Origin of the sequence: Agromyces humatus, assembly GCF_021228295.1 — a bacterium.
In the GTDB taxonomy this organism is placed as follows: Bacteria; Actinomycetota; Actinomycetes; order Actinomycetales; family Microbacteriaceae; genus Agromyces; species Agromyces humatus.
In genome coordinates, this window is record NZ_JAJQPD010000002.1 from 289,335 (window position 1) to 306,719 (window position 17,385).

14 protein-coding genes are annotated in these 17,385 nt (G+C 67.4%); 1 reads left to right on the plus strand and 13 read right to left on the minus strand.

Features of this window, described 5'->3' with window-relative positions:
* Window positions 1-6: 6 nt before the first annotated feature.
* The 11 genes from secG to coaE form a co-directional block, all read right to left on the minus strand.
* Window positions 7-258: a preprotein translocase subunit SecG gene (gene secG, locus LSF15_RS04020; protein ID WP_130352833.1), complete on the minus strand. Its 252-nt coding sequence runs from the start codon at window positions 256-258 to the stop codon at window positions 7-9.
* 85 nt (window positions 259-343) lie between these two features.
* A complete protein-coding gene (gene tpiA, locus LSF15_RS04025; RefSeq protein ID WP_232497237.1) occupies window positions 344-1,132 on the minus strand; it encodes a triose-phosphate isomerase in 789 nt (262 codons plus the stop codon).
* Window positions 1,123-2,337: a phosphoglycerate kinase gene (locus LSF15_RS04030; protein ID WP_232497238.1), complete on the minus strand. Its 1,215-nt coding sequence runs from the start codon at window positions 2,335-2,337 to the stop codon at window positions 1,123-1,125. Before LSF15_RS04030 ends, tpiA begins: the two co-directional genes overlap by 10 nt.
* Window positions 2,338-2,348: 11 nt before the next feature.
* Window positions 2,349-3,353 (minus strand): type I glyceraldehyde-3-phosphate dehydrogenase, encoded by a 1,005-nt coding sequence (gap, locus tag LSF15_RS04035; protein WP_232497239.1) that lies wholly within the window; start codon window positions 3,351-3,353, stop codon window positions 2,349-2,351.
* A gap of 96 nt (window positions 3,354-3,449) precedes the next feature.
* Window positions 3,450-4,076 carry a superoxide dismutase gene (locus LSF15_RS04040; RefSeq protein ID WP_232497240.1) on the minus strand — a complete coding sequence of 209 codons (627 nt, stop codon included), beginning with the start codon at window positions 4,074-4,076 and terminating at the stop codon, window positions 3,450-3,452.
* Between the two features lie 186 nt (window positions 4,077-4,262).
* On the minus strand, window positions 4,263-5,243 hold the full coding sequence (gene whiA, locus LSF15_RS04045) for a DNA-binding protein WhiA (RefSeq protein WP_232497241.1): 981 nt from the start codon (window positions 5,241-5,243) through the stop codon (window positions 4,263-4,265).
* 33 nt (window positions 5,244-5,276) lie between these two features.
* On the minus strand, window positions 5,277-6,155 hold the full coding sequence (rapZ, locus tag LSF15_RS04050) for an RNase adapter RapZ (RefSeq protein ID WP_232497242.1): 879 nt from the start codon (window positions 6,153-6,155) through the stop codon (window positions 5,277-5,279).
* Window positions 6,156-6,187: 32 nt separating this feature from the next.
* On the minus strand, window positions 6,188-8,107 hold the full coding sequence (gene uvrC / locus LSF15_RS04055; RefSeq protein ID WP_232497243.1) for an excinuclease ABC subunit UvrC: 1,920 nt from the start codon (window positions 8,105-8,107) through the stop codon (window positions 6,188-6,190).
* A gap of 18 nt (window positions 8,108-8,125) precedes the next feature.
* On the minus strand, window positions 8,126-11,014 hold the full coding sequence (gene uvrA / locus LSF15_RS04060) for an excinuclease ABC subunit UvrA (protein WP_232497244.1): 2,889 nt from the start codon (window positions 11,012-11,014) through the stop codon (window positions 8,126-8,128).
* Between the two features lie 74 nt (window positions 11,015-11,088).
* Window positions 11,089-13,155, minus strand: a complete 2,067-nt coding sequence (uvrB, locus tag LSF15_RS04065; RefSeq protein WP_232497245.1) for an excinuclease ABC subunit UvrB — start codon at window positions 13,153-13,155, stop codon at window positions 11,089-11,091.
* A 28-nt stretch (window positions 13,156-13,183) separates the two neighbouring features.
* A complete protein-coding gene (coaE, locus tag LSF15_RS04070; RefSeq protein ID WP_232497246.1) occupies window positions 13,184-13,795 on the minus strand; it encodes a dephospho-CoA kinase in 612 nt (203 codons plus the stop codon).
* Between the two features lie 79 nt (window positions 13,796-13,874).
* Between coaE and LSF15_RS19165 the strand changes: the two genes are divergently transcribed.
* A complete protein-coding gene (locus LSF15_RS19165; RefSeq protein ID WP_372459918.1) occupies window positions 13,875-13,979 on the plus strand; it encodes an LPXTG cell wall anchor domain-containing protein in 105 nt (34 codons plus the stop codon).
* An 89-nt stretch (window positions 13,980-14,068) separates the two neighbouring features.
* On the opposite strand, the gene rpsA is transcribed toward LSF15_RS19165, so the two are convergent.
* Both rpsA and LSF15_RS04080 read right to left on the minus strand, forming a co-directional pair.
* Window positions 14,069-15,517 carry a 30S ribosomal protein S1 gene (gene rpsA / locus LSF15_RS04075; RefSeq protein WP_232497247.1) on the minus strand — a complete coding sequence of 483 codons (1,449 nt, stop codon included), beginning with the start codon at window positions 15,515-15,517 and terminating at the stop codon, window positions 14,069-14,071.
* A gap of 172 nt (window positions 15,518-15,689) precedes the next feature.
* Window positions 15,690-17,363, minus strand: coding sequence for a DUF885 domain-containing protein (locus tag LSF15_RS04080; protein ID WP_232497248.1), 1,674 nt, complete (start codon window positions 17,361-17,363; stop codon window positions 15,690-15,692).
* Window positions 17,364-17,385 lie beyond the last annotated feature (22 nt).

The following is a 17,385-nucleotide window of genomic DNA, read 5'->3' on the forward strand; positions in this document are numbered from 1 at the left end:
TCCCCGTCAGATTCCGGCGTCGAACTTGGTGATCAGTCCGAGCACCACGATGCAGGTGATCCAGACGAGCCCGAGGATGACCGTGATCCGGTTGAGGTTGCGCTCAGCGACTCCCGACGCTCCGAGGCTCGACGTGACGCCGCCTCCGAACATGTCGGAGAGACCGCCACCGCGGCCCTTGTGCAGCAGGATGAGCAGCGTCAGCAGGAGGCTCGTGAGACCGAGCAGCACCTGCAGGACGACCTGGAGAATCTCCACGGTGAACCTTTCCGGGCACGACGCAGGGGGTCGATGCCGACATTTGAGTATAGCCGCTCATCGCGGCGCACTTCGGGACGACGCGTCAGGCGCCGACGTGCTTCTTGAATCGGACGATGCTGGAGAACTCGTCGATGTCGAGGCTCGCACCGCCGACGAGCGCGCCGTCGACGTTCGGCTCACGCAGGAACGAGGCGATGTTGGCAGCCTTGACCGAACCTCCGTACAGCACTCGCGTTCCCTGCGCGACCTCGTCGCCGACGAGCTCGACGAGCAGCGCTCGAAGCGCCACCGCGACCTGCTCGGCCTGGGCGGGCGTCGCAGCCTGTCCTGAACCGATGGCCCAAACCGGCTCGTAGGCGACCACGAGCCCCTTCGACCCGTCCACGCCGTCGAGTGCCGCGCGCAGCTGCGCGACGGGCACGGCGCTCGGGCCGTGTGCCTCGAGGTCTTCGGCCGTCTCGCCCACGCACACGACCGGCACGAGCCCATGGCGGTGCGCGGCCTTGATCTTGGCGTTGACGTCGGCGTCGGTCTCGCCGTGCAGCGTGCGACGCTCGGAGTGTCCGATGATCACGTAGCCGCAGTCGAGTTGGGAGAGGAATGCCCCCGAGATCTCGCCGGTGTAGGCGCCGGAGTCGTGCGCCGAGAGGTCTTGGGCGCCGTATCCGATCGGCAACGAGTCGGCCGAGACGAGCGTCTGTACCGACCGCAGGTCGGTGAACGGCGGGAAGACCGCGACCTCGGCGTCGGCGAAGTCATGCCTCGCGTCGGCAAGCGACCACGCGAGCTTCTGCACGAACGCGATCGACTGCAGGTGGTCGAGGTTCATCTTCCAGTTGCCTGCGATGAACGGGGTGCGCTTCACTGCCATCCGAGGACCTCCAGTCCGGGAAGTTGCTTGCCTTCGAGGAATTCGAGGCTTGCGCCTCCACCCGTCGAGATGTGGCCGAATCGGTCGTCGTCGAAGCCGAGCTGGCGTACGGCCGCGGCCGAGTCGCCGCCTCCGACGACGCTGAGCCCGTCGACCTCGGTGAGCGCCTCGGCGACCGCGCGCGTGCCTGCGGCGAAGGGCGCGAGTTCGAAGACGCCCATCGGACCGTTCCAGAACACGGTCTTCGAGTCGCGGATGTGCGCGGCGAAGGTCGCGGATGTCTCGGGGCCGATGTCGAGCCCGAGGCCCGAGGCCCCGAACGGGGTCTGCTCGATGGCGTGGGCGGACGTGACGACGTGCTCGGCCTCGGCCGAGAACGATGCAGCCACCACGACATCCGTGGGCAGCACGATCTCGACGCCGCGCTCGACGGCCTCGGCGAGATAGCCCTTCACGGTCTCGATCTGGTCGGCTTCGAGCAGGCTCGAGCCCACCTTGTGGCCCTGTGCGGCGAGGAACGTGAACAGCATTCCGCCGCCGATGAGCAGCCGGTCGACACGGGGAAGCAGATGGGCGATGACGCCGAGCTTGTCGGACACCTTCGACCCGCCGAGTACGACGGTGTACGGGCGCTCGGGCTTCTCGGTGAGCCGGTCGAGCACATCGAGCTCGGCGTCGATCAGGAGCCCGGCCGCGCTGGGCCGAGCCTGCTCGAGCTCGTAGACGCTCGCCTGCTTGCGGTGCACGACGCCGAACCCGTCGGAGACGACGGCGTCGGCGAACGCGGCCAGCTCGCCGGCGAACGCGATGCGTTCGGCCTCGTTCTTCGAGGTCTCACCAGGGTTGAACCGCAGGTTCTCGAGCACGAGCGCCTCGCCGTCGCCGAGCGCGTCGACCTTGGCCGAGGCATCGGCGCCGACCGTATCGGTCGCGAACGCGACCGGGGCGTCGAACAGTTCGCCGAGGCGTGCCGCCACCGGCGCGAGGCTGTACTTCGCATCGGGCGCACCCTCGGGCCGCCCGAGATGCGAGACCACGATGACGCGTGCGCCCTGGCCCACGAGGGCTTGGAGCGTGGGGACCGACGCCCGCACGCGGCCATCGTCCGTGATGATGCCGTCCCGCAGGGGGACGTTCAGGTCACAACGGACGACGACGCGCTTGCCGGCGAGCGGACCGAGGGAATCGATCGTTCGCAGGGTCACGGATGCTCGATTCAGAGACGATCGGCGACGTACTCGGTGAGGTCGACGAGACGGTTGGAGTAGCCCCACTCGTTGTCGTACCAGCTCGAGAGCTTCACCTGGTCGCCCAGTACGCGCAGGAGGCCTGCGTCGAAGATCGACGAGTGCGGGTCCGAGACGATGTCGCTCGAGACGATCTCGTCTTCGGTGTACTTGAGGATGCCCTTCATCGGGCCTTCGGCAGCGGCCTTGTACGCGGCCTTGACCTCGTCGACCGTGACGGGACGCGATGCCGTGACCGTGAGGTCGGTGATCGAGCCGGTGGGCACCGGCACGCGCAGGGCGAAGCCGTCGAGTTTGCCGACGAGCTCGGGAAGCACGAGTCCGATCGCCTTCGCCGCACCCGTGGAGGTGGGGACGATGTTGATCGCGGCGGCGCGGGCGCGACGCAGGTCCTTGTGGGGGCCGTCCTGCAGGTTCTGGTCGGCGGTATACGCGTGCACCGTCGTCATGAGGCCGCGCTCGATGCCGAACGTGTCGTTGAAGACCTTCGCGAGCGGTGCGAGGCAGTTCGTGGTGCACGACGCGTTCGAGATGATGTGATGCTTCTCGGGGTCGTACTGGTCTTCGTTCACGCCGATGACGAAGGTGGCGTCCTCGTCGGTCGCGGGCGCCGAGATGAGCACCTTCTTGGCACCGGCCTCGATGTGCTTGCGGGCATCGGTCGCCTTGGTGAAGAACCCGGTCGACTCGATGACGATGTCGACGCCCAGTTCGCCCCAGGGCAGGTTCGCGGGGTCGCGCTCGGCGAAGGCCTTGATCGCGGTGCCGTTCACGATGATGTGGTCGTCGTCGTAGTCGACGGTCGCGTCGAGGCGGCCCGTGACCGAGTCGTACTTCAGGAGGTGCGCGAGGGTCTTGTTGTCGGTGAGATCGTTCACCGCGACGATCTCGAGGTCGGCGCCCTGGGCGAGGGCGGCACGGAAGTAGTTGCGGCCGATGCGGCCGAAGCCGTTGATGCCGATCTTTACAGACACAGATGTCTCCTGTTTGATGTTGCGCGGGCGCGCACGTACACGGGTGAACTGATCGGACGGCGGTGTCCCCGGACGGGTCCGGGGACACCATCGCGTTTACGACAGTAGCAGCAGCCCTGAGGTCTTCTCAGCGGCGACCTGGAACCGCCGCTGAACGTTGTCCCAGTTCGCGATGTTCCAGAACGCCTTCACGTAGTCGGCTCGAACGTTCTTGTAGTCGAGGTAGTACGCGTGCTCCCAGACGTCGAGCATGAGCAGGGGCACGATGCCGGCCGGCAGGTTGCCCTGCTGGTCGAAGAACTGCGAGATGATCAGGCGTTGCCCGAGCGAGTCCCAGGCGAGCACAGCCCAGCCCGAGCCCTGCACGCCGAGCGCCGCGGCGGTGAAGTGCGCCTGGAACTTGTCGAACGAACCGAACTGGTCGTCGATCGCCGCGGCGAGTTCGCCGGTGGGCTTGTCGCCGCCGTCGGGCGACAGGTTGGTCCAGAAGATGGAGTGGTTGACGTGCCCGCCGAGGTTGAACGCGAGGTCCTTCTCGAGTTTGTTCACGTTGGCGAGGTTGCCCGAGTCGCGGGCTTCGGCCAACTGCGCGAGCGCCGTGTTGGCTCCGGTGACATAGGCCTGGTGGTGCTTCGAGTGATGCAGCTCCATGATGGTGCCGCTGATCGAAGGTTCGAGCGCCGAGTAGTCGTAGGCGAGGTCGGGCAGGGTGTAGTCAGCCATAGCTTCTCCTTGTCAGATGCGCCGGGTACCCGGGCGTCTCCCCGGCATCCGCGGCTGCATTCCCGAGTCTATGCCGGTTGCGCGGGCGGGTGTCCGCGGTTGACATCTCGGGAAACGAGGGTCGGCGGATGTCCTGACCGATCATCATCCCCGGTCGGGTGATGCGGCGGAGCGATCCCGCGGCGCTCAGACCTCGTCGAGGTCTGCGGGCAGGCTCGCCTCGGTGCCAGGGACGCCGAGGTCGGCGGCGCGCTTGTCGGCCATCGCCAGGAGGCGGCGGATGCGGCCCGCCACGGCGTCCTTCGTCATGGGCGGGTCGGCGTGGTGGCCGAGCTCGTCGAGGCTCGCCTCGCGATGCGCGAGCCGCAGCTCGCCGGCGTACTTCAGGTGCTCGGGGATGTCATCGCCGAGCAGCTCCATCGCGCGTTCGACTCGAGCGCAGGCGGCCACGGCGGCCTGCGCAGACCGGCGCAGGTTGGCGTCGTCGAAGTTCACGAGGCGGTTCGCCGTCGCCCGCACCTCGCGGCGCTGCCGCAGCTCTTCCCAGTTGCGCACCGTCGCGGTGGCGCCCATGACCGAGAGCATCGCGCTGATGGCCTCGCCGTCGCGGATGACGACCCGGTGCACCCCCCGCACCTCGCGCGCCTTGGCCGAGATGCCGAGGCGCCCGGCTGCGCCGACGAGCGCCATCGCCGTCTCGTTGCCGGGGCAGGTCACCTCGAGCGCAGCGGAGCGGCCGGGATCGGTCAGGCTCCCCTGGGCGAGGAACGCGCCGCGCCAGATGGCGGCGACCTCGTCGCGCGAGCCCGTCGTGAGCTTGTTGGGGAGGCCGCGAACCGGCCGACGGCGGGCGTCGAGCAGCCCAGTCTGACGCGCGAGCGTCTCCCCGCCGTCGAGCACCCGGACCAGGTACTGGTTCGAACGCCGCATCCCCGACGGAGCGATGACCGAGACATCGGGACGGACACCGTAGATCTCGCCGAGGTCGCGCGTCACACGCCGCGCGATCGTGGGCGTGTCGAGTTCGGCCTCGATCGCGATGCGGTTCGAGATGATGTGCAGCCCACCGGCGAAACGCAGCACCGAGGCGAGTTCGGCGACCCTGACACTCGTCTTCGATACGTCGACTCGCGCGAGCTCTTCTTTCACATCAGCGGTCAGTGCCACCAGGTCGTCCAATCTGTGTTTCAGTCGTCGGCGTCATTCGCGGCCGAGGTCGCGGTGCTTGACGCTCACGGCGACGCCGGGCATCTTCGCGACGCGCTCGCTCAGTTCGCGGACGAGCGCGACCGAGCGGTGCTTGCCGCCGGTGCATCCGATCGCGATCGTCGCGTGTCGCTTGTTCTCACGCTGGTAGCCGGCCATCACGGGCTCGAGCGCCTGCGCGTACGCGTCGAGGAACTCGCGCGCGCCGGGCTGGCCGAGCACGAACTCGCTGACCGCCTCGTCTTCGCCGGTGAGGTGTCGCAGCTCGGGCGACCAGAACGGGTTCGGCAGGAACCTCGCGTCGGCGACGAGGTCGGCATCGGTCGGAGCGCCGTACTTGAACCCGAAGCTCAGCATGGTGACCCGCAGCCCCGCGTGGTCTTCGGGTGCGAACGTCTCGGTGATGAGCGTCGCGAGCTGGTGGATGTTGAGGTCGGAGGTGTCGACGACGATGTCGCTCGCCTCACGGAGCGCGGCAAGGCGCGCGCGCTCGATGCCGATGCCGTCGAGCAGCGTGCCGTCGCCCTGCAGGGGGTGCGGGCGCCGCACCGACTCGAAGCGGCGCACGAGCACCGCGTCGTTCGCGTCGAGGAAGACGACCCGCACGTTGACGCCCGCCCGAAGTGCCTGGATGATGTCCTGCAGCTCGTAGAAGAAGTCGCGACCGCGGATGTCGACGACCGCCGCGATGCGCGGCAGCGAGGTGCCGGCTCGCTCGACGAGTTCGACGAGCGGCCGCAGCATCTGCGGTGGGAGGTTGTCGACGACGTACCATCCGAGGTCTTCAAGGGCGTTGCCGACCGTCGTTCGCCCAGCCCCGGACATGCCGGTGACGATCAGCATCTCCTGCTGCTCGGAGTCCCCCGCGGTCATCCTGCTCCCCTTCCGCGTGTCGACATCCCAGCCTAGCGGGGCGCGGGCGCGCCGTCGGCGCGCAAGTGGCCGTGCACCGTCGTCGCGAGCGCTGGGCCGATGCCCTTCACCTCGGCGATCTCGGCCTCGGTGGCAGCGCGGAGTCGCTTGACCGAACCGAAGTGGCGCAGCAGTTCTTTCACACGTGCCGGACCCAGCCCCGGGATCTCGGAGAGCACCGAACCGATGTCGCGCTTTCGGCGCTGGCGCTGGTGCGTGATCGCGAATCGGTGCGCTTCATCGCGGACGCGCTGGAAGAGGAAGAGCGCATCGCTGTTGCGGGGCAGGATGACGGGGAAGTCGGCGTCGGGCGTCCAGATCTCTTCGAGCCGCTTGGCGATGCCGCACAGGTAGACCCCCTCGACGCCGGACTCCGCGAGGGCGCGGGCCGCCGCCGCGACCTGCGGCTGGCCTCCGTCGACGACGAGCAGGTTCGGTCGATAGGCGAACCTCCTGCGCCGGCCGGATGCCTCGACCCCGTCGGTGCCGTTCGCGGCCGAGACGCCCTCGCCGTGCTCGTCCTCGTCCGGACGCGCGAGGTACGCCAGCCGACGGGTGAGCACCTGGTGGATCGAGTCGGTGTCGTCGCTCGACTGCGGAATCGTGAACCGGCGGTACTCGTCTTTGCGCGCGAGGCCGTCTTCGAACACGACCATCGAGGCGACGATGTTGGTTCCGCTCAGGTGAGAGACGTCGTAGCACTCGATTCGGAGTGGCGCGTCGGCCATGCCGAGCGCCTCTTGGATGTCTTCGAGGGCTTGCGAGCGAGTGGTGAAGTCGGCACTGCGACGCGTCTTGTAGAGCATCAACGTCTGCTTCGCGTTCTGCGTCGCCGTCTCGAGCAGTGCCGCCTTGTCCCCGCGCTGTGCGACGCGGATGCGCACCTTGCGCTCGGCGAGCGTGCCCAGCCAGCTCTCGAGCGCCTCGGTGTCGTCGGGAAGCTCGGGCACGACGACCTCGCGGGGTGGCCTGACGTCGTCGCCGTAGGCGTTCTGCACCACGAAGTCGACGAGCTCACCCAGCGGCACGTCGAGCTCTTTGTCGACAGTCCACGACCGCACCCCTCGCACGCGACCGCCGCGCACGATGAACTGCTGTACGGCTGCAGCGAGCTCGTCGTGTTCGATGCCGAACACGTCGATGTCGACAGCTTCACCGAGCACCATGGCGCTGCGCTCGAAGAACGCGTTCGCGGCCTTCAGCTGGTCGCGGAATCGCGCTGCCGACTCGTAGTCCTGCGCGGCCGCAGCGGTGAGCATGCGACCGTTCAGCTCGCCGACGATGCGTCGGTCCTGATTCTGCATGAACCCGACGAATCGATCGACGTTGTCGCGGTGCTCCTCGATCGTGACACGGCCCGAGCACGGGCCGAAGCACCGGCCGATCTGGCCGGCGAAGCACGGCTTGCCACTCGCGATCGCCCGCCGGTAGTCGGAGTCCTTGCACGTGCGGATCGGGAAGAGCTTCAGCAGGATCTCGAGGGTGTCGTTGATCGCCCACATCTTCGGGTACGGGCCGAAGTACCGCGCCCCCGGTATCTTGCGGTTGCGCGTGACCACCGCGCGCGGGGCCTCGTCGCCGAGGGTCACCGCGAGGTACGGGTAGGACTTGTCGTCTTTGAAGCGCACGTTGAATGGCGGCTTGAAGTCGTTGATCCACGTGATCTCGAGTTGCAGCGCCTCGACTTCGCTGCCCACCACCGTCCACTCGACCGATGCTGCCGTCGTGACCATGCGCCGGGTGCGCTCGTGCAGCGTTCGCAGTGGTGCGAAGTAGTTCGAGAGCCGCGACCGGAGGTTCTTGGCCTTGCCGACGTAGAGCACGCGACGCTCGGCATCGCGGAACCTGTACACGCCGGGCGAGGTCGGGATCTCGCCCGCCTTCGGCCGGTACGGGACGCCTTGGGTGCTCAACGGTGCCGTGCTCATCGCCTAGCTGGCGACCTCGGTGCGCGCAGCCGTGTCGAAGATCTCACGGAGGAAGTACCCGGTGTGGCTGCCCGTCACCGCGGCCACCTGCTCGGGCGTGCCGGTCGCGATGATCTGACCGCCACCGGAGCCGCCCTCGGGACCGAGGTCGATGATCCAGTCGGCCGACTTGATCACGTCGAGGCTGTGCTCGATGACGATGACGGTGTTGCCCTTCTCGACGAGCTTGCCGAGCACCTTCAGCAGCTTGCGCACGTCTTCGAAGTGGAGCCCGGTCGTCGGCTCGTCGAGCACATACACGCTGCGGCCGTTCGAGCGCCGCTGCAGTTCGGTCGCGAGCTTCACGCGTTGCGCCTCGCCGCCCGAGAGGGTCGTGGCACTCTGCCCGAGCTGCACGTATCCGAGTCCCACGTCGACGAGGGTCTTCAGGTAGCGGTGGATCGCCGAGATCGGCTCGAAGAAGTCGGCGGCCTCGGAGATCGGCATCTCGAGCACCTCGGCGATGTTCTTGCCCTTGTAGTGCACCTGCAGGGTCTCGCGGTTGTATCGCTGGCCACCGCACACCTCGCATGCCACGTACACGTCGGGCAGGAAGTTCATCTCGATCTTGATCGTGCCGTCGCCCGAGCAGGCCTCGCAGCGACCACCCTTGACGTTGAAGCTGAAGCGGCCCGGCAGGTACCCCCGCGCCTTCGCCTCGGTCGTCTCGGAGAAGAGCGTTCGGATGCGGTCGAACACGCCCGTGTACGTCGCGGGGTTCGATCGCGGGGTGCGCCCGATCGGCGCCTGATCGACGTGAACGACCTTGTCGAGCTGATCGAGCCCGGTGACGCGGCGGTGCTTGCCCGGCACCTTGCGGGCTCCGTTGAGCCGGTTCGCCAGCACCTTGTACAGGATGTCGTTCACGAGCGAGGACTTGCCGGACCCGCTCACCCCCGTGACCGCGGTGAAGGTGCCGAGCGGGAACTCGACGTTCACGCCGCGGAGGTTGTTGGCAGCGGCCCCCTCGACCGAGATCATGCGCTCGGGATCGATCGGGCGACGGTGCTCGGGGATGCCGATCTCCTTACGCCCCGAGAGGTAGTCACCCGTCAGGGAACGCGTGTTCTTCACGAGGTCGGCGTAGCTGCCCGAATGCACCACGGTGCCGCCGTTGACGCCCGCCCCCGGGCCGATGTCGACGATCCAGTCGGCGGTGCGGATGGTGTCTTCGTCGTGCTCGACGACGATGAGCGTGTTGCCCAGGTCGCGCAGTGCGATGAGCGTGTCGATGAGCCGGCGGTTGTCGCGCTGGTGCAGGCCGATGCTCGGTTCGTCGAGCACGTAGAGCACGCCCGTGAGTCCGGACCCGATCTGGGTCGCCAGTCGGATTCGCTGGGCCTCGCCGCCCGAGAGCGTGGCCGCTGCGCGGGCGAGGTCGAGATAGCTGAGTCCGACCCGGATCAGGAAGTCGAGACGGACCTTGATCTCACGCAGCACCTGGGCTGCGATGGTCTGCTCGCGTTCGGTGAGCTGCAGTCGATCCATGAAGGAGCGGGCATCGGTGAGGCTGAGCAGCCCGACGTCGGCGATGCTGTGGTTGTGGATGAGCACCGAGAGCACCTCGGGCTTGAGGCGCTTGCCGCCGCACACCGGACACGGAACCTCGCGGAGGTATTCGGCCCATCGCGCGCGCTGCACGTCGGTCTCGGCCTGCACGTACTGGCGCTCGATGTACGGGACGACGCCTTCGAACCCCGAGGTGTAGCTCATCTCGCGGCCGTAGCGGTTGCGCCACCGTACCTTGACCTCGAAGTTGTCACCGCGCAGCACCGCGGCACGTGCCTCGTCGGGAAGGTCGTGCCACGGGGTGTCGAGCGAGAAGCCGAGGTCGCGCGCAAGCCCGTCGAGCAGCTTCTCGTAGTAGTTGTAGAGGCTCTTGCCCTGCGAGGTCCAGGGCAGGATGACGCCATCGGTGATGCTGAGCGACGGGTCGCCCAGCAGCAGGTCTTCGTCGACGGACATGCGCGTGCCGAGCCCGGAGCACTCGGGGCAGGCACCGAACGGCGCGTTGAACGAGAACGTGCGTGGTTCGATCTCGGTCAGCTGGATCGGGTGCTGGTTGGGGCACGAGAGCTTCTCGGAGAACGTGGCCCAAGCATCGGGGCCGGTCTCGTCGACGTAGTTGATCTGCACGAGCCCATCGGTGAGGCGCAGTGCGGTCTCGAGCGAATCGGTGAGACGACCGAGCAGTTCAGGGCCGGCGACGAGGCGATCGACGACGACCGAGATGTCGTGCTTGACCTGCTTCTTCAGCGCCGGCGGTTCGTCGAGCCGGATGAGGTCGCCGTCGACCACCGCACGTGAGTAGCCCTGGGCCGCGAGGTCGCGGAAGAGATCGACGAACTCGCCCTTCTTCTTCGACACGACGGGGCTCAGCACCTGGTAGCGGATGCCCTCATCGAGCTCCATGAGCTGGTCGGCGATCTGCTGCACGGTCTGCCGCTGGATCTTCTCACCGCAGACCGGGCAATGCGGCACGCCGATGCGCGCCCAGAGCAGTCGCATGTAGTCGTAGATCTCGGTGATGGTGCCGACCGTCGACCGCGGGTTGCGGTTCGTCGACTTCTGGTCGATCGACACCGCGGGGCTGAGCCCCTCGATGAAGTCGACATCGGGCCGGTCGACCTGGCCGAGGAACTGGCGTGCGTACGCGGACAACGACTCGACGTAGCGGCGCTGGCCCTCGGCGAAGATCGTGTCGAAGGCGAGCGACGATTTTCCGGAGCCGGACAGGCCCGTGAACACCACCATCGAGTCCCTCGGGATCTCGACGTCGACGTTCTGCAGATTGTGGACGCGGGCCCCGCGAACACTCAGGTGCGAATGGGCATCGAGACGTGAAACTGGCACCCTACGAGTCTAAAGAGGCCCACCGACATCGAAGCCGGTACGGCACCTGCTGTCAGCGAACATACGTTCGATTGCTACCCGAGATGGCCGGCCTTCTCCATCTGCCGGAGCTCGCGCTTGAGCTCTGAGACCTCGTCACGCAGGCGTGCAGCGAGCTCGAACTTCAGCTCGCCCGCCGCCTCGAGCATCTGCCCGTTGAGGTCGCGGATGAGTTCTTCGAGGTCGTTGGCTCCTTCGGCGGCGATGCCCTCGCGTCGCAGGTTGGGCACCGGCGCTCGCTTGCGATCGTCGCGGCCGGCGAGCAGCCGCGCGGTGTCGGCCTCTTCGCGCGCGAGCACCTCGGTGATGTCGGCGATGCGCTTGCGCAGCGGTTGCGGGTCGATGCCGTTGACGGTGTTGTACTCGACCTGCTTCTCGCGGCGGCGCGTCGTCTCGTCGATCGCGGACTTCATCGAGTCGGTGAGCACATCAGCGTACATGTGCACCTCACCAGAGACGTTGCGTGCGGCTCGCCCGATGGTCTGGATGAGCGAGGTCGACGAGCGCAGGAACCCCTCTTTGTCGGCATCGAGGATCGCAACGAGCGAGACTTCGGGCAGGTCGAGGCCCTCGCGCAGCAGGTTGATGCCGACGAGCACGTCGTATACCCCGGCCCGCAGTTCGGTGAGCAACTCGACTCGGCGCAGGGTGTCGACGTCGGAGTGCAGGTAGCGCACTCGCACGCCGGCCTCGGTGAGGAAGTCGGTGAGCTCTTCGGCCATCTTCTTCGTGAGGGTGGTGACGAGCACACGCTCGTCGCGCTCGGCGCGGATGCGGATCTCTTCGAGCAGATCGTCGATCTGCCCCTTCGAGGGCTTGACGACGATCTGCGGGTCGACGAGCCCCGTGGGCCGGATGATCTGCTCGACCACGCCGTCGGCGATGCCCATCTCGTAGCGACCCGGCGTTGCCGAGAGGTACACGGTCTGCCCGATCCGGTTCTTGAACTCGTCCCACTTGAGGGGGCGATTGTCGAGCGCGCTCGGCAATCGGAACCCGTGCTCGACGAGCGTGCGCTTGCGCGACGAGTCTCCCTCGTACATCGCACCGATCTGCGGCACCGTGACATGCGACTCGTCGATCACGACGAGGAAGTCGTCGGCGAAGTAATCGAGCAGGCAGTGCGGCGCCTCGCCCGCCTGCCGGCCGTCGATATGGCGCGAGTAGTTCTCGATACCCGAGCAGAACCCGATCTGCTCCATCATCTCGAGGTCGAACGTGGTTCGCATGCGCAGCCGCTGCGCCTCGAGCAGTTTGCCCTCGCGCTCGAGCTCGGCGAGCCGTTCTTCGAGCTCGATGCGGATCGTGCCGATGGCCCGCTGCATCACCTCGGTGCTCGCCACGTAGTGGGAACCCGGAAAGACCGGCACCGAGTCGAGCTTGGCGACCACCTGGCCCGTGAGCGGATGCAGACTGTAGAGCGCTTCGATCTCGTCGCCGAACATCTCTATGCGGATCGCGAGTTCTTCGTAGATCGGGATGATCTCGATGGTGTCGCCACGCACCCGGAACGTGCCCCTCGAGAAGTCGACGTCGTTGCGCTGGTACTGCATCGAGACGAACTTGCGGATGAGCCAGTCGCGGTCGACCCGCTGACCCACCTGGAGCGGCATCATCGCGCCGAGATACTCTTCGGGCGTGCCGAGGCCGTAGATGCACGAGACCGACGAGACGACGACGACGTCGCGCCGACTCAGCAGCGAGTTCGTGGTCGAGTGTCGCAGCCGTTCGACCTCGGTGTTGATCGACGAGTCCTTCTCGATGAAGGTGTCGGTCTGCGGCACATAGGCCTCGGGCTGGTAGTAGTCGTAGTACGAGACGAAGTACTCGACGGCATTGTTGGGCAGCAGCTCGCGGAACTCGTTCGCGAGCTGCGCTGCGAGCGTCTTGTTGTGCGCGAGCACGAGCGTCGGACGTTGCACCTGCTCGATGAGCCAGGCGGTCGTGGCCGACTTTCCGGTGCCGGTGGCGCCGAGCAGCACGACATCGGTCTCGCCCGCGTTGATGCGCCCGGCGAGTTCGGCGATCGCCTGCGGCTGATCGCCGCTCGGGCGGTAGTCGCTGATGACCTCGAAAGGACGGACTGAACGAGTGGCCTGCATCCTTCAAGTCTAGGAGCGGCCACCGACACTAGGCCCGGCTGCGCTCCTCGACGATGCGCGCCCAGAGCGCGTCGGCCTGGCTCATGGTGTGAGCGAGTGTGTCGTCGGTGTCGATGACGACATCGGCGATCGCGAGCCGCGCCGTGTTGTCGACTTGTGCGTCGACCCGAGCCTCCGCCTGCAACGCGTCGAGACCGCGCTCCTCGACGAGTCGCTTCACCTGCGTGCGGCGAGGTGCATTGGTCACGACGATGAGGTCGAACGGGTGGTCGACGGATGCCTCGACGAGCAGCGGCACATCGTAGACGACGACCGCCGACGGGTCTTCGGCCTCGGCCTTGGCGATGAGGCGACCCGAGAGCTCGCGGACGGCGGGGTGGACGATGGCGTTGAGCCTAGCCCGCGCGGCATCGTCGCCGAAGATGCGCTTGCCGAGCTTCTCACGATCGAGGGTGCCGTCGGCGCGCAGGAATTCGGCGCCGAACGCCTCGACGATCGCCGCGAGGGCCGGCGTGCCGGGCTCCACCACGCGTCGGGCGAGACGGTCGGCGTCGAGGTGCACCGCCCCATGCTCGACGAGGCGCCGCGCGACAGTGGACTTTCCAGAGGCGATGCCGCCCGTCAGACCGATGAGATACACAGCCCCACTCTAATCGTGGGACACTCGACCCGCTGGACGGAGGCGCCGCATACTCACGGCGATCCTCGCTCCCGTGCTCGTGATCCTCGGCATCGTGCTCATCGCGATCGCCGTGATCCTACTGGTGCGCAGGCGGAAGTCGCGAAGAACCGGGAGCACGGAGCATCCGTCGACCGCCTGCTGATCGCGCGGCGGCGACTCGAATGCCCCGGGAAAGCCCGAAGGCCGGCTCCCTGACGGGAACCGGCCTTCGGTATCGCGGATCGCGACGAATCAGTTGCTCGAGAGCTTCTCGCGCAGTGCCGCGAGCGACGCGTCGTCGGCGAGGGTGCCCGCGCCGGCGGTGTCGCTCGAGTACGAAGCACCCGCCGAGGCGAACGAGTCGTCGGCCACAGCAGCAGCGTTCGCCGCGGCGACCTGCTTCTTGTGGGCCTCCCAACGAGCCTGGGCGGCAGCGTAGTCCTGCTCCCACTTCTCGCGCTGGGCCTCGAAGCCCTCACGCCACTCGTTGGTCTCGGGGTCGAAGCCCTCGGGGTACTTGTAGTTGCCCTGCTCGTCGTACTCGGTGAGCATGCCGTAGAGCGCCGGGTCGAACTCGGTGCCCTCGGGGTCGACGCCCTCGTTCGCCTGCTTGAGCGAGAGCGAGATGCGGCGACGCTCGAGGTCGATGTCGATGACCTTGACGAAGACCTCTTCGCCGACCGACACGACCTGCTCGGCGAGCTCGACGTGCTTGCCCGACAGCTCGGAGATGTGCACGAGGCCCTCGATGCCGTCGGCGACGCGAACGAACGCACCGAACGGAACGAGCTTCGTGACCTTGCCCGGTGCGACCTGGCCGATCGCGTGGGTGCGGGCGAAGACCTGCCACGGGTCTTCCTGCGTCGCCTTGAGCGACAGCGAGACGCGCTCGCGGTCGAGCTCGACGGAGAGCACCTCGACGGTGACCTCCTGGCCGACCTCGACGACCTCGCTGGCGTGCTCGATGTGCTTCCACGAGAGCTCGGAGACGTGGACGAGACCGTCGACGCCACCGAGGTCGACGAACGCACCGAAGTTGACGATCGACGAGATGACGCCCTTGCGGATCTGGCCCGGGTGGAGGTTCGCGAGGAACGTCGAACGCGACTCGGACTGCGTCTGCTCGAGGAGCGCGCGGCGCGAGAGCACGACGTTGTTGCGGTTCTTGTCGAGCTCGAGGATCTTCGCCTCGATCTCCTGGCCGAGGTACGGCGTGAGGTCGCGCACGCGGCGGAGCTCGATGAGCGACGCCGGGAGGAAGCCGCGGAGGCCGATGTCGACGATCAGGCCGCCCTTGACGACCTCGATGACCGAACCGGTCACGACGCCATCGGCTTCCTTGATCTTCTCCACGTCGCCCCACGCGCGCTCGTACTGCGCACGCTTCTTCGACAGGATGAGGCGGCCTTCCTTGTCCTCCTTCTGGAGAACCAGGGCTTCGACCGTGTCGCCGACGCCGACGACCTCGCTGGGGTCGACGTCGTGCTTGATGGAAAGCTCGCGCGAGGGGATGACACCCTCGGTCTTGTAGCCGACGTCGAGGAGGACCTCGTCGCGGTCGATCTTCACGACGGTACCCTCGATGAGGTCGCCGTCGTTGAAGAACTTCAAAGTCTTCTCGACCGCGGCGAGGAAATCGTCAGCAGATCCGATGTCGTTGATTGCGACCTGCTTGGGCGCCTTGGTCGTTGCGGTTGTCATGTAGTGAATGCTCCGTAAAGGACAAAATCGAGCCCATCGCGCGGGAGAGCGTTTGTCGTGATTCCGCGATGGGCATGCGGACAGGGATGTCACACGAGTGACGCTCCATCCTAACGGAATCGTTCGCCCACGAGCAACCGCGCCGGTTGCCGGTGTTCAGGGGTCGCCCGACTCAGCCGAGGAGCGCCGATCTGAGCGTGTCGAGCCCGACCCCGCCGAGACCCAGCGCCCGGCGGTGGAACTCGCGGATGTCGAACGACGCGCCCTCGCGGCGCGCGAACTCGTCGCGCAGCTGCTCCCAGATGCGCTGCCCCACCTTGTACGACGGCGCCTGGCCCGGCCAGCCGAGGTACCGATTGACCTCGAAGTGCACGAAGCCCGCGTTCATGTTGACGTTCTGGGCGAGGAACTCGAACGCGTAGTCGCCGGTCCAGATGCCATTGCCGTCGGGTCGCTGCTTGCCGAGGTGCACGCCGATGTCGAGCACCACCCGGGCGGCGCGCATGCGCTGGCCGTCGAGCATGCCGAGGCGATCGGCAGGATCGTCGAGGTACCCGAGCGACTGCATGAGCCGTTCGGCGTAGAGCGCCCAGCCCTCGGCATGACCCGACGTTCCGGCGAGCTGGCGGCGCCAGGTGTTGAGCTGCCCCCGGTTGACGACCGCCTGCCCGATCTGCAGGTGGTGGCCCGGGACGCCCTCGTGGTAGACGGTGGTGAGTTCGCGCCACGTGTCGAACTCGGTGACGCCCTCGGGCACCGACCACCACATGCGCCCGGGGCGCGAGAAGTCGTCGCTCGGCCCGGTGTAGTAGATGCCGCCCTCTTGCGTGGGCGCGATCATGCACTCGAGCGTGCGGATCTCGGCGGGGATGTCGAACTTGGTTCCGGCGAGTTCGGCGACCGCGCGGTCGCTCGTCTCCTGCATCCACCGCTGCAGGGCGTCGGTTCCGTGAAGCTTGCGGCTCGGGTCGGCGTCGAGCAGGGCGATCGCCTCGGCGACGGATGCCCCGGGCTTGATCTCGTTCGCGATGGACTCCTGCTCGGCGACCATGCGCGCGAGCTCGTCGACGCCCCACTCGTAGGTCTCGTCGAGGTCGATCGCGGCACCGAGGAAGTGCCGCGACTGCAGTGCGTAGATGTCGCGCCCGACCGCATCCTGATCGCGGGCAGCGGGCTGGAGCTCGGCTTCGAGGAAGTCGGCGAGCCGGCCGTAGGCCGCCGAGGCCTCGACCGCTCCCGCGCCGAGGTGCCGCTTGAGCGGCTCGGGGAGTTCGGCGTCGCCCGCCTTCGCCGACCCCGTGAAGCTGCCGAAGAACCCATCGGGTCGCGCATGCTTGCGCACCTGCGTCGCGACCTCGCGCACCTGGCGTACTGCCGGGACGATTCCCTGACCCACGCCCTCGCGCAGGGTCTCGACGTAGCCGTCGATCGCTCGGGGCACCGCGTGCAGGCGCGTGGCGATGCGTTCCCACTCGGCAGGGTCGTCGGTGGGCATGAGGTCGAACACCTCGCGGATCTCTTGTGCCGGGCTGGCGATGACGTTGAGGTCGCGCAGGTGGAGGCCGGCGTCGTGCTGCTCGAGTTCGAGTTCGAGCTCACTGCCGAGATCGGCGATCGTGATGCGGTCGATGTCGTCGACGGGTGTGGCGCCACGAAGCGCGGCGAGTGCCTCACGCGTCGCCGCGACCATGCGCTCGTGCCCGGCCGGCGAATAGTCGGCGAGGCGCTCGTCTTCGGAGGTGCGGCCGATGTACGTGCCGATGCCCGGGTTCAGCACGACGAGCGTGTCGACCCACCCCTCGGCGATTCGATCGACGTCGGACGGGGTGCGTGCACTCGAAGACATAGGTGCGAGCATATGGCAGCCC

Bases quoted from the DNA above. Each gene is read 5' to 3' on its own strand.
- rpsA (WP_232497247.1), bottom strand. From the start codon at position 15,517: ATGACAACCGCAACGACCAAGGCGCCCAAGCAGGTCGCAATCAACGAC.
- tpiA (WP_232497237.1), bottom strand. From the start codon at position 1,132: ATGGCAGTGAAGCGCACCCCGTTCATCGCAGGCAACTGGAAGATGAAC.
- uvrB (WP_232497245.1), bottom strand. From the start codon at position 13,155: ATGCAGGCCACTCGTTCAGTCCGTCCTTTCGAGGTCATCAGCGACTAC.
- LSF15_RS04080 (WP_232497248.1), bottom strand. From the start codon at position 17,363: ATGTCTTCGAGTGCACGCACCCCGTCCGACGTCGATCGAATCGCCGAG.
- rapZ (WP_232497242.1), bottom strand. From the start codon at position 6,155: ATGACCGCGGGGGACTCCGAGCAGCAGGAGATGCTGATCGTCACCGGC.
- LSF15_RS04040 (WP_232497240.1), bottom strand. From the start codon at position 4,076: ATGGCTGACTACACCCTGCCCGACCTCGCCTACGACTACTCGGCGCTC.